Below are 12494 nucleotides of genomic sequence, written 5' to 3'. Positions count from 1 at the left end.
GGTAGGTTTTTGAAAATTAACGTCTTCTTCTGGCACTGGACTTCACATCCATAGATCCAGATCTTCCGATGAAGGTAGTAACGGTACGGAATCCGATGTGAGCTTGAGCTACATCTTGGTATTCGTATGTACGAGTGGAAGTTTCTAAGTAATGGGCAATATCTTTCCAGCTACCTCCTCTTACTACTTTTCTAGGCTCAGTCGGTACGTCATAAACCGGATCCAAATCCCATGTAGCAGTGCGGGAAGTCGGAGCGTAGGCATCAAGTACCCATTCCGCTACGTTTCCAGACATATTGTGAAGACCAAAGCCGTTTGGTGCAAAAACATCAACCGGTGCAGTATATGCAAATCCATCATCAATGTAGTTACCTCTTCCGGGTTTAAAATTAGCCATTAGGCAGCCTCTCTTGTTTTTAAGATATGGACCGCCCCAAGGATATTTTGCCACATCCTTTCCACCTTTGGCGGCATATTCCCATTCTGCCTCGGTAGGAAGTCGGAACGAAGGGGCATCAAAATTATACTCATCGTTGGCATTTTGATGATACGTTCTCCATTCGCAGTATTTTTTGGCCTGATCCCAAGAGACACCTACCACAGGATAATTGTCAAAAGCGGGATGGTCAAAGTAAAACTCCATCAAAGGATCTCCATAATGATAAGAAAAACTGGTAGACCAAACGGTAGTGTCTGGTCTCAACTCATCATAATTTAATTGGGGTTCGTCTTTAAGTGTAGTCGGAGTGCCTGTAGTGTATACACCCTCCTTAACTGCTTCTAAAAACTGACGATACTTATTATTGGATACCTCATATTTATCCATGAAAAACTCAGATATAGTGATCTGTTTGTTCATAGAGGATTGGGTAAAAGCAATGTCCTCATCGGACTGTCCCATCCAAAATGTACCAGCCTTGACTGGCACCATATCGTAAGGAAGATTTTGTTGCCAACTATCACGCTTAGCAACACCAGTTACTTCACCGCGTCGGTTCATCTTTTCACTTGCAGATCCCTTCTTATTAAAGAGTCCACAACCTGGAAGAATTGTCGCTATGGCCAAGCCTAAAATAACTGGCGTAAAGCGTAGGTTGAATTTATTATACATAAATGACGTTTTTTATATCATCAAATGAATGTGCACGTTAAAACATACTCAGAGAGCGAAATTTAGCAGAATTTTATTCATTTATGCAAATAACCTGCCAAAATTAAATAAAGTTAAAATTGAACTTTTTTAATATCTCACGCTCGAAAATTTTTAAAATACACGGTTAGAATCTAAATCTTGGAGTCCGCTGTATGACCCGCTGAACGTCTCTACTTACCGAAGTAAGTCGATATCGAAGCAACAGCTCGTGGCTGGTAGGAGATTTGGCTTCTAGACCACTGACTACCAAATCAAAAGCATATCCCAGATTCAAGGAATTGTCTGGGAGTAGGGCATAGCCCAATAAAACACTGATCGATTCTTCCCCTCTGTACGCTACACCTCCAGAAATCCTATTCTGATGTGTTGCAATAACGCTCACATCGTAGGAAAAATTATTAAATCCTGAAGATTTTATCAATAAACTTGGCTCCAATCTCAATTGACCTATCGGGCGAATTCGATATCCAGCCAATAAATAGCTGTGATTGACCAATTGGTTGCCATAGTCACCTTCCCCAAAATCAAACTGGGGTTCATTCAAATGTCTGGAGCTCAAACCTAAGTAATAATCTCCCCGATCAAAAAGAATTCCTAAGCCAATATTTAAATTCATTGAATTCTCTCTGCCTGAAGTCGGCAAATTTGGCTCGGGATTTACTACAATCAGCTCCCCATAATCCAATGTACTGGAAAACACCCCCACGGATCCACCCACACTAATGGTGGCCCGATTGATTTTTCGATGGTATGCTCCCTGTAAATTAAGCTCTAAATTCGATGTGGGACCGATTTGGTCATTTACGATGTTCAGTCCGTAACCGATATTTTTATCATCTAAGCTTCCTTGCGCGGTGATCAGTTGGGTGACAGGAGCTCCACCTGTTCCGCTACTTGTTCGATAATTAGCCCATTGGGTCCGGTGCAAGGCAGAAAACCGATATCCGCCTTCTTTTCCTGCAAATGCCGGATTGTAGTACATGCCATTGTACATATACTGGGTAAATTGGGCATCCTGCTGAGCATAGGAGTTATGACCTAGCAAAAAGCAGAGGATCAAACCCATTCCAAAAAAGCAATTCCAACAACCTTTTAAAATCATTTGCACGTGGTTTTGTCAGATAATTAAGACTAGTGTAAGAATTTAAACTGAAAAACCACAGGTTTTGATTCTAAGATTTACAAATTGTTTGCTTTTTTTATATAAAGCTCCAATGCCCCAGTCATACTTGGTGCATTTGGTAAGGGCGCTTCGATATCCAAAATGAGGTCAAGTTCCCTTACTGCCTGTGCCGTGGTCGGCCCAAAAGCCGCTATCCTGGTATTTCCCTGTTCAAAATCCGGGAAATTTTGTTTGAGTGATTTGATTCCTGAAGGACTGAAAAAAGCCAAAATATCATATTTGACATCTGCCAAATCGGAAAGATCCGCCGCTACGGTATGGTAAATAATGGCCTCGGTAAATGCAATCCCATTTTTGCTCATATAGTCTGGAATATCATCCTTCCGAATATCAGAGCATGGGAACAGGTATTTTTCGGATTTGTGCTTTTTAAAATAATCAAATAAATCCTCCGCAGTCTTTTGTCCGACGAAAAGCTTTCGCTTTCGGATCACAATATATTTCTGGAGGTAATGTGCCGTCTGATCCGAAATACAGAAGTATTTCATGTCGGCCGGCATTTCGATTTTAAACTCTTTACAGATATTGAAAAAATGGTCGATGGCATTGCGACTGGTGAAAATCACCGCAGTATGCTTTAAAATATCGATTTTTTGCTTCCTGAATTCTTTGGGCGGAACGGGCTCCACCTTGATAAACTGCCTGAAATCAATTTTTAAATTGTATTTCTCGGCGAGCTGAAAGTATGGCGAATTGACGTCGCTAGGCTTTGGTTGTGAGACAAGAATACTTTTGACGGGTTTAAACCGATCCTTAATAGCTGCATTCATGCGTAACTGTCCTTGAGATTTTAGTTTAAAATTGACCCAATCCCATGATCCATTTCGAGAATACAAGAAAGGGCACTAATTCTGCGATGCAAAGGTAAGTAAATAAATGATATTTCTTAAAGCTTAACCGATTCATCATCATAAAGAATAAGACCGAAACACCTAGCAAGTAAAACCAAAAAAATCCATTTAGGGTAGAATCAAGTACAAATTCCATATTATAAAAAGAATTAAGTAGTGAATATGCCACTACCAGCATCACCACCATGCCTGACCATACGATCAGACGTAGCAAATAAAAGAAATGGGCATATTCCATCCGGCCCAAATCAAAAAGAAAGGCGACCAAGCGGATCCCAAGAAACTTCAATACGGTCAATCCCAAAAAGAAAAACCCACCGATCACCCAAAGAAAGTAAAGCGAGGAGGTCAAACTCTGCTGAATCTGATCCATGACATCCGGTCTGAAAAATAATAAACTGGTAATCGACAGTAAGGAAAGCAGCAGATTTACGATAAATACATAAAACACCACATCCAAAGAAAAGAACTTTTGCAAACTGCCCACATCAGAAAAATCCTCATCGCTCAGAAGTCCCCGTGGCTGCAGCATCATCCCAAAAATATAGGGATAGGCCATTTTATATATCGCTGTCATAATTAAAATCACCAAAAGACTGACAATAAAAAAATCCCGGATTTTTTGCCTATCCTGATTCCTGAGCTCAACTCCATCAATCGAGGATTTTCCGGCATTTCGGAGCAATTCCGACCCAATGATTTTGGCCAGATAAACCTGATCAGTCCGAATCCCTTCTTTAAATAAGGTCAATTGAATTTTTTCCAATCCCAATTCCCGATATACTGAGTCTACTTCTCGGATTACCACCGTATCCGAATCGGTATAAAACCACAATTTTTCGCCGACGAATACCACCGTCTTTTCAGGAACTTCCAAATATATATTTGCTTTGGGAAACGCTTTCAAATCCAATTCCTGACTGATTCGGTCATGGGATTCAAACCAGGTCCCCAGTCCTCCATACTCCCAGCGGTCATTAAAATCCTCCAGCATCTGAGCATAACAAAAGGAGGGAATCCCAAAAAGCAGCGCACAAAATACCAAGTGTAAAATTCTCAACCTCATTTAAAAGCGTGCTAAATATCCAAAGTGAATTTTAGAAAAGGACAAGGAAAAGGGTTGTTCAGCAGATTTGCCTACTGCATAAATAAACCGAAACAATCCTGTACCTGTATCCAAATTAAGCCCAGCACCAACAGCAAAAGGCTTGTCAATTTTTTCTGCAAAGTAAGGGTTTTCTAAAATCCCAGCATCAGCAAAAATCAGAAGATACGATTCCCGATCAAAAAAAAGGCGCTGTTCAAGATTCAGATAGGAATAGGCGGAGGCAAAGAAATAATTTTCATTAAAACCACGGATACTTCTCAGACCTCCCGCTCTAAATAGATCATTGAGAAAAAGATTTTGATTTTGAATCCAGCCACTAGCCGAACGCAAAAAGGCGCCCCAATACGGCTTGAAATAGATGTGTTTTTCCATTTCAAGCTGCAGAGCATACTGAGGAGTATTGAGTGTCAGCCCGGTGTATAAATCCTCGGGCAAAGCGGTATTCTGAAGAAGTCGTTTGTTTCCAGCAGAAAATTGAAAATCCACCAAAAATCCTCTTCGGGGGAAAACGGGTTGATCCAACAGATCGGCTTCGATCCCGATTCCATATTCATTCCATCGCAAATCAGCAAAATCCGGAAGCTCAGTTAGATCTCCAAAACCGGAACTGGCCAAGAGATCACTTGCCTGTCTTTTGGTAAAAAAACGCACATATACATTTTGATTGGCACGGAAACCGACATCCAGCCCCACATGTCGCTTGATAAAAGTCGTATCCTGCTTGAGCAAACTAAACTCCCCACGCAAGTCAATTCCCGAATTGAAAACAAAAGACTCCTTGAATCCCAAATCCAAACTCTGAGTCAGTTCGTTAAACCGCTGCCATTTCAACACCACGTCTCTTCCTCGACCGCCCAAGTGATAGAGCTGCAAGTCCAGCTGTCCGGTAATCAGAACTTTCCCGGGATCATTTTCATTGGGAAGCAAGCCTATAATTCCATCGATCACATTGGCATTCCGATCTCTCAACAGAAAGTTTGGCTGCGCTTTTTGTAAACGAAAACTCACCTGAGGTGCTGCCTGAAGTTCAAAGTAGGGAAGCCTGCTCATTCTGATGGCACTTCGGTCCAGCTGCTCTTGCGAAAAAGGCTGATCTACTTCCAGTCCGCTGAGTCGCTGAAGATAGTTGGGATTGGTTTTACTGGATGAAGCGATCCGCACACTGTCCCAGAGAATTTCAGGCCCTCGGTCCAAGTGCAGCGATCCCTCCAAGCGATTTTCTTCTAAAACCAAACTATCCAATCGCAGTGAAGAAAACGGAAAACCGTTATTTTCCATTTCCCCCAGAATTTTTTTGACGAGTTCATTATAATCCTCCAGAGAAATTTGATTGATTCCCGTCCCCTTCAAAAAGTCAACAGGAACATTTTGATTCCGAAGACTTAAATATTCTACTTTTGGGCCATAGTAAAAGGAGATTTTTAGGGAATCATTCCGATCATATTCCTCTTCCCAATCTGCCCCGAGGTAGCCTTGGGTTTTCAAACCTGCGATTAATGAGTCGATTTTTGTATTTCTTTGCTCATCAGCTTCAAAAATCTCCCAATAGATCTCCTCTTGGTCTTTTTCCTCCCAGCCTAGCCAATAGCCTTCCTGTGCGAATGCCGACTTGGCAAACAGCAGAAATATCACACAGCAACTGATCAATTGGCTTTTTAAGGGCATCTAGGTTTAATTATCTTTGCAAAATAACTAATTCCCCATGGCAGGCATTTATATCCACATTCCTTTTTGCAAACAAGCCTGTCGGTATTGTGATTTTCACTTCAGCACCAATACCACATTTCTAAATCAGATGATTCTGATGATCGGAAAGGAGATCAAACATCGGGCAAATTACCTTCAAGGAGCTCCGGTCAATACTATTTATTTTGGAGGCGGCACACCTTCCCTACTTCATCCCAAATGGATTGACTTTTTGCTTCGCGAAATAAAAGAAAGCTTTGCCTTGGACCTTGAAGAAATCACCCTCGAAGCCAATCCCGATGATCTGAGTGAAGAAAATCTCAGCGCATGGAAGGAGTTGGGAATCGATCGCCTCAGTTTGGGAATTCAGAGTTTTGATGAGGAAGTGCTTCGCTTTTATAACCGAGCACATACCGCAGAAGAATCCCACCAAGCCATCGAAAAAGCCCGGAATGCCGGCTTCGGGAAATTCAGCATGGATTTGATCTATGGTTTTCCATCTTCCAATCATGACATCTGGAAAAAGGATCTCAAACTGGCCTTGGCACAAAATCCCGGTCACCTCTCCTGCTATGGGCTGACCATAGAACCCAAAACCGCTCTTGGTAATTGGACCGAAAAAGGCAAATTTACTCCAGCCTCAGATGAGTTTGTGGCGGAGCAATTTGAAATCATGCAAGAGTTTACCCTGCAGGCAGGATATGAACAGTATGAAATCTCAAATTTTGCTCTTCCCGGTCATCGGGCCATCCACAATACTTCCTATTGGCTGGGCCAAGCCTATTTGGGATTAGGTCCGGGGGCTCATTCCTATGATGGAAAAAATCGAGGGGCAAATCCTCGAAACAACCCGGAGTATATTCGTTGTCTCCAGCAAGATCAGGTTCCTTTTGAGATAGAAATTTTGGATGAGCAGGATCGATTAAATGAATATTTGCTCACAGCCTTGAGAACCAGCTGGGGAATTGATCTTCTTTGGGTAAAAGAACACTATGGGGTAGATTTACAAATGGAGCGATCAGCAGTTTTAGCTCAAATGGAAGAAGCAGGATGGCTGCTTTGGAAAGATAATACGCTATCTTTGAGTCGAAGCGGAAAATTAATAGCAGACAGTATCGCCGCAGCATTATTTTTATAAAATTCATGTATCCAAACAAAAATTTCCCTGGAAGAAAGAAAGAAGCCGCCCCTATGGAAGAGGCGTTTCAGGAACTCCTGAAGGCCTATCGATTGGAGGGAAAATTCAAAGAAAAATCGCTGATTCATGATTGGGCTGAGCTAGTGGGCAAAACGATCGCAGACCGAACTGAATCTGTTTTTATCCGGGAGAAAAAACTTTTTGCAAAAATCAACTCCGGTCCGGTCAAGCGGGAATTGCAATTTAACAAAAGCAAAATCCTGACCCTGATCGAAGATCGCTACGGAAAAGACCTCATAGATGATCTTGTATTTGTATAATGCTTTGCCTCCCCAATTATAATTTTTTAACAATTTGGGAGTTAGCTTAACTAGGAACTGTCATTTTTTTCGGATTCCAATGAGTAATATTGGGAATTGAATTTATGCCAAAACTACCAGCAATACATATCGGCAAGCTCAGCTTTCTACTGGCTATTTTAGTCTGGCTTGCCCTGCTTTTTGTGGATTTAGTCCGGCTTTTTGGCAAAATCAACAATATGGATGCGGGTATCGCCCAGGAATTTACCTGGATATTGGAGGCCTTGTTTTTCCTCATGATTTACTTTTTTTACCAATATCGGATTGCAAAAGACTCAAAAAACGATTTTCTGGAATTGATCTGGAGGGCAGCCTCCACCGGGATTTTTGCCACCGGCGTCTATCTCTTGATTCAAATTTTCTACTTCCTCCTTGGCGATACCAAATTAGCCGGCGATCCATTTCTTAGGAATTTCTTCTACCACGTTCACTTTGCGCTAATCTCGATTTTTATCATATCCACTTCCTTGATATGGAGAAGTCTGATTCTATATCAAAAAAGCAAACAAGTCGTCAAGCAGTGGCAGACCTATGAGTTGATCCTATTGGGCTGTTTGTTTTTTGTCTTTTTTCAGCCGGTATCATTTGATTATCCATTTCTCTTTGTTTTGGCCATCACGATTCTCATGGCAGTCGTGCTTTCGGTCAATCTCAAATGGATCCCCTATCTGACATTTAAGGAAAAATGGAAAACGCTACTTTTCCTGTTTTTTATCCTTTTATGTGCAGGTTTACTTTTTTTCCAAACTAACCGATTCTTGTCATCGAGTGAAATGTACCCCATTAACTTGATGGACAATCTGTTCTTGATCTCCCTGTTTTTTTTCACCATAATCTATGCGTTTTTCAGCTTCCTAGTCACTCTTTTCAACCTTCCTACTTCATCTGTATTTGAACAAAAGCTGACTGAAGCGATCAATTTTCAGCGTCTCAGCCAATCCATCAAGCCGGATGAAAATGAAGAGCAGGTACTGGATATTTTATTGGACTCCTGCATGAGTGCATCCTATGCTGATGGGGCCTGGCTGGAAGTAACAAGAGAACAGGAAATCGAAATCGCACAAGCGCGGTTTATCGATGAAAAAACCAAAAAAGAGCTTTTCTACCTACTCGAAGAAAACTCCGTCAAAAAACAATGGCTTGCCGAACACATTCCTGATCATCTTCAGCCACTGTCTTTAAAAATAGAACACTCCAAGTACCTCACTGCCCTAATCGTACCCATTGTGGTCAATAAATCTTTGATCGGGCAGCTCGTACTCTTCAAGGAAGTTCGTGATGGGTTTAACAAGGAGATGATCAATATCATCAGCACCTTTGCCCGTCAGGCCAGTATTGCAGTAGAAAATCATCGCCTTCTCAATCAAGCCGTGAGAAACGAGCGCTATCAAGAGGAACTTAAAATCGCTCAGCGGGTGCAAAAATCACTTTTGCCTTCCAAACTAGATCATAATGAGACCTTTGATATCTGTGCTTATTCCAATGCCGCAGATGAAGTAGGAGGGGATTATTACGATACTTTTCAGCTAGACGAGCATCGATTTGTGATTATCATCGGAGACGTCTCCGGCAAGGGAACCTCAGCCGCATTTCACATGTCTCAGATGAAGGGGATTTTTCATAGTCTGATTCAATTGAATCTCAGTCCCTCTGAATTTATGATCCGGGCCAATGCTGCCCTAAGCCGCTGCTTGGAGCGAAATCATTTTATCACAGCCTCGATTTTTATTATTGATACGCATCAGAAAACCTTCTGCCATGCCCGGGCGGGCCACGTCCCCACGCTGATGTATCAAAATCATCTTAAAAAAGCCGAATATCTAGGGATCGACGGACTTGGTTTGGGGATTTTGAGAAACATCCAATATGAAAATCACGTTGAGGAAAAGACCTTCACCTTCCAGAATGGGGATTTGCTGGTTTTGTTTACAGATGGAATCGTAGAGGCCAAAAATCAACAACATCAGCAATTTGGTTTTGAACGAATTCGAACCTTAGTAGAAAAGAATCAATCCAAAAGTCCCCGTGAAATGCAGACAATTTTAGTGGATGCCTTACACGAATTTGTCGGTGGGGATGGAATGATAGACGACGATTATTCCACTGTCATAGTAAAATTTATCTGAATACAGAAAAAACATGTTGTCACTTGAAATCATAAAAGAACATCCACATCATATTTTAACACTAAATGGAGAAATCGATGCGAGCAATAGCGTGGAACTCGATGATTCGATCCGAAAAATGATCGATGATGGAGCCCAATCTATCTTGGTCGATGGGACAAATCTCCACTATATTTCTTCGGCCGGATTGGGTGTTTTTATGTCCTATCTGGAAGATTTTCAGGCGGAAGGCATCAGATTTATCATTTATGGCTTAGGACCCAGTGTTTTGGAAGTATTTAAAATTCTGGGCTTGGATCAACTGATCTCGATAATGCCTGACAAAGAAACCGTGATAAAAGAAATTTAAATGATTGCTCACCGACTCCAGATTACTTGCCAAACAACCGCTTTGGCTGAATTGAGAGCCTTTCTGGATAAGGTACTGGAACCCCTGCACCTTACTGAGCAGGATCATCATCAGCTTAAATTGGCGGTGGAGGAAGTTTGTGCCAACTTGATCATCCACTCTCATCAATGCAATGAGCATGACATTATAAAACTTACCGTAAAAAACTCAAAAGGACAATTAATTTTTGAAATTCAGGATGAAGGAGAGGCTTTTAATATGCTCGATTACAAAGTACCGGATCTGAAAAACGTGATCGCTCAAAAGAGAAAAGGTGGCTTAGGCATCATTTTGGTAAAGAAAATCATGGACGAAATCCAGTTTGAATCCAAATCAGGGACGAATACCTGCCGATTGATCAAACGTTTCTCTTCCTAATTCTTGTTAAATCACTGTTGTCAAAGGCATTTCCCTTGAAATCCTGATAATTTTGTAACATTGCATCTTCAAAATCAGCAATCTGATCCATGACTTTCCGAACTGCATCGGCCATTCTATTTTCAGTCTTAGTTCTGACTCTGTCAGGAAGCCCTGTCCATGCTCAAAATCTGGATGATTCGGAAGAACTTCTTTCCGTTGGCGGACAGTCTGTGAGCAAGGATGAATTTATTTACCTCATGGGCAAGGGCAATAATGAAAATGCACCTGGCTTGAGTAGAAAGGATTTTGAGGAAAACCTCCAATTATTCATCAACTATAAGCTAAAAGTCAGAGAAGCAGAAGCTTTGGGGCTAAACGAAACTCCTGAATTCACCCGGGAATTTGAGGCTTTCAAAGAAAATCTGAAAGCTCCTTATTTGATCAAAAACTCACTGGAGGAAGGAGAATTGAGAAAAGCTTATTCTCGAATGCAGGAAGTCATCAGGGCTAGTCATATTCTTTTCCAATTTCCGCCCAATGCCAGCGCCGAGGATAGCTTGATTGTCCTCAAGATGGCACTGAAAGTCCGTCAGGAGATCCAGTCCGGTGGAGATATCAATGCCCTTGCTGTGGAATATTCGGATGATCCATCCGTCAAAAAAAATCAAGGTGACTTGGGCTATTTTACCTCCCTGCAGATGGTTCAGCCATTTGAAGATGCCGCCTATTCGCTCAATCCAGGGGAAGTTTCCGAGCCGATTTTGACCAATTTTGGCTATCATATTATTAAAGTGCAGGAAAGAAAACCTAATCCAGGTCAGGTTCAGGTCTCTCATATATTGGTTCGGATAGATCCCGAAAAACCAGAGTCGGAAGATCAAGCCAAACGAAAAGTAGCAGACATTTATACCGAGATCCAGAAACCAACAACCGTTTGGGAAGACATTGTCAAGAACTTTTCCGAAGACCCGGCCACCAGTCAAAAGGGAGGACTTTTGCCTTGGTTTGCTGTGGGCAGTATGATTCCGGAATTTGAAATGGCCGCCTTTTCGCTGACCGAATCGGGAGAAGTCTCCCCTCCCATCAAAACCCGCTACGGGTTTCATATTTTGAGGCTGGAAGATCGAAAACCTTTGGATAGTTTTGATCAAATGGAAGATCAGATTCGATCCAGAATCCTCCGGGAATCCCGCTCTTCGATGATTCAATCCCAGGTTTTGGCCATCCAAAAATCCCGTTACGGTTTTAAGGAAAATGAAGAATTGGTCGAAAGACTGATTAACGAACTTTACCAAACTCCAAAAAACGAGTTTAAACTCAAATTGGAATCTTTGGAAATCTCTCCCGAACAGGAGCTCTTCAAAATCCAAGACACGAGCTATCCGGTCAGCGATTTTATCGATTTCCTAGGATATGACGAGGCCAATCCCAAATCCAAAAATCAAGGGAACTTCGAACTGTGGTATAATCGATATTTGAGCACCCTCCTAGATCAACAAGAAGAACAGCATCTGGAGTCCACAAATAAAGAGTATCAGATGCTTCTTAAGGAATATCGGGATGGAATTCTTCTGTTTTCCCTGATGAATGATCAAGTTTGGCAAAAAGGAATCCAGGATTCAGTGGGGCAGCGCCAGTTTTATCAGCAGCATTTGGATCGATATCAATGGGGAGAAAGGATTCCCGTTTTGATCGTAAAGGTCCTAGATAAGGAAATGCTTGCTTCGGCAAAAAATCAGTTGGAAGGAAAAAATTACAGCGAATCATTCAGCGAAGAATTTATTGCCCAATCCAGACAAGACAATCCCATGGCGTACAAGATCGAGTCAGGAGTAAAGGAACTCTCCAGTCACCCGGTTTTGTCCGAATGCAAACGGGAGGCAGGTTTCGAGGAATTGGAAATCGAAGGAGAAACATACCTACTGCTCAAAGGAGAAAAAATATCGGCTGGACCGAAGAAATTTGAGGAAACCCGAGGTCAGGTGATCAAAGATTATCAGGAATTCCTCGACGAAAATCTATTGGAAAGTCTGCGATCCAAATACGCAGTACAAATCAATAAACCAGCCATAGAAGAGGCTTTTGTGGCTATCAATCAGTAACATCATATAAAAATGCTGGGGGCCTTAGGTCCCAAAGTGA

The 12494-nt window shown here is 41.8% G+C and carries 11 protein-coding genes; 6 read left to right on the top strand and 5 right to left on the bottom strand.

The features are described from left to right. Window positions 1–16: 16 nt before the first annotated feature. The 5 genes from porK to BM043_RS14515 all read right to left on the bottom strand — a co-directional run bounded on the left by porK (window position 17) and on the right by BM043_RS14515 (window position 5960). The gene (porK, locus tag BM043_RS14535; protein ID WP_092792905.1) at window positions 17–1111 is read right to left on the bottom strand and encodes a T9SS ring complex lipoprotein PorK/GldK; all 1095 of its coding nucleotides are present in this window, start codon (window positions 1109–1111) and stop codon (window positions 17–19) included. A gap of 166 nt (window positions 1112–1277) precedes the next feature. Next, window positions 1278–2255 (bottom strand): PorP/SprF family type IX secretion system membrane protein, encoded by a 978-nt coding sequence (locus BM043_RS14530; protein ID WP_092792903.1) that lies wholly within the window; start codon window positions 2253–2255, stop codon window positions 1278–1280. A gap of 77 nt (window positions 2256–2332) precedes the next feature. After that, window positions 2333–3106, bottom strand: a complete 774-nt coding sequence (locus BM043_RS14525; protein WP_092792901.1) for a uroporphyrinogen-III synthase — start codon at window positions 3104–3106, stop codon at window positions 2333–2335. 25 nt (window positions 3107–3131) lie between these two features. Further along, window positions 3132–4253, bottom strand: coding sequence for a DUF4271 domain-containing protein (locus BM043_RS14520; protein ID WP_092792899.1), 1122 nt, complete (start codon window positions 4251–4253; stop codon window positions 3132–3134). Beyond that, on the bottom strand, window positions 4254–5960 hold the full coding sequence (locus BM043_RS14515) for a BamA/TamA family outer membrane protein (RefSeq protein WP_092792897.1): 1707 nt from the start codon (window positions 5958–5960) through the stop codon (window positions 4254–4256). Between the two features lie 37 nt (window positions 5961–5997). Between BM043_RS14515 and hemW the strand changes: the two genes are divergently transcribed. From hemW to BM043_RS14485, 6 genes are all read left to right on the top strand, one after another. After that, the gene (gene hemW, locus BM043_RS14510) at window positions 5998–7119 is read left to right on the top strand and encodes a radical SAM family heme chaperone HemW (RefSeq protein ID WP_092792894.1); all 1122 of its coding nucleotides are present in this window, start codon (window positions 5998–6000) and stop codon (window positions 7117–7119) included. A gap of 5 nt (window positions 7120–7124) precedes the next feature. Beyond that, a complete protein-coding gene (locus BM043_RS14505) occupies window positions 7125–7439 on the top strand; it encodes a DciA family protein (protein ID WP_092792892.1) in 315 nt (104 codons plus the stop codon). 104 nt (window positions 7440–7543) lie between these two features. Further along, a complete protein-coding gene (locus BM043_RS14500) occupies window positions 7544–9604 on the top strand; it encodes a GAF domain-containing SpoIIE family protein phosphatase (protein ID WP_092793169.1) in 2061 nt (686 codons plus the stop codon). Between the two features lie 13 nt (window positions 9605–9617). After that, window positions 9618–9953 (top strand): STAS domain-containing protein, encoded by a 336-nt coding sequence (locus tag BM043_RS14495; protein ID WP_092792890.1) that lies wholly within the window; start codon window positions 9618–9620, stop codon window positions 9951–9953. Next, complete coding sequence (locus tag BM043_RS14490) at window positions 9954–10370, top strand: ATP-binding protein (protein ID WP_317042383.1); 417 nt, start codon at window positions 9954–9956, stop codon at window positions 10368–10370. It begins immediately after the preceding gene. A gap of 89 nt (window positions 10371–10459) precedes the next feature. Further along, complete coding sequence (locus BM043_RS14485) at window positions 10460–12454, top strand: peptidylprolyl isomerase (RefSeq protein WP_092792888.1); 1995 nt, start codon at window positions 10460–10462, stop codon at window positions 12452–12454. The last annotated feature ends 40 nt before the right edge of the window (window positions 12455–12494 follow it).

It is taken from the genome of Algoriphagus hitonicola, assembly GCF_900113375.1.
GTDB lineage: Bacteria > Bacteroidota > Bacteroidia > Cytophagales > Cyclobacteriaceae > Algoriphagus > Algoriphagus hitonicola.
This window is presented reverse-complemented; position numbering and strand designations above follow the sequence as displayed.

Coding starts and splice junctions, on each gene's coding strand:
- BM043_RS14495 (WP_092792890.1), top strand. CDS start 9,618: ATGTTGTCACTTGAAATCATAAAAGAACATCCACATCATATTTTAACA.
- hemW (WP_092792894.1), top strand. CDS start 5,998: ATGGCAGGCATTTATATCCACATTCCTTTTTGCAAACAAGCCTGTCGG.
- BM043_RS14490 (WP_317042383.1), top strand. CDS start 9,954: ATGATTGCTCACCGACTCCAGATTACTTGCCAAACAACCGCTTTGGCT.
- BM043_RS14530 (WP_092792903.1), bottom strand. CDS start 2,255: ATGATTTTAAAAGGTTGTTGGAATTGCTTTTTTGGAATGGGTTTGATC.
- BM043_RS14485 (WP_092792888.1), top strand. CDS start 10,460: ATGACTTTCCGAACTGCATCGGCCATTCTATTTTCAGTCTTAGTTCTG.
- BM043_RS14525 (WP_092792901.1), bottom strand. CDS start 3,106: ATGAATGCAGCTATTAAGGATCGGTTTAAACCCGTCAAAAGTATTCTT.
- BM043_RS14520 (WP_092792899.1), bottom strand. CDS start 4,253: ATGAGGTTGAGAATTTTACACTTGGTATTTTGTGCGCTGCTTTTTGGG.
- BM043_RS14515 (WP_092792897.1), bottom strand. CDS start 5,960: ATGCCCTTAAAAAGCCAATTGATCAGTTGCTGTGTGATATTTCTGCTG.
- BM043_RS14500 (WP_092793169.1), top strand. CDS start 7,544: ATGCCAAAACTACCAGCAATACATATCGGCAAGCTCAGCTTTCTACTG.
- porK (WP_092792905.1), bottom strand. CDS start 1,111: ATGTATAATAAATTCAACCTACGCTTTACGCCAGTTATTTTAGGCTTG.
- BM043_RS14505 (WP_092792892.1), top strand. CDS start 7,125: ATGTATCCAAACAAAAATTTCCCTGGAAGAAAGAAAGAAGCCGCCCCT.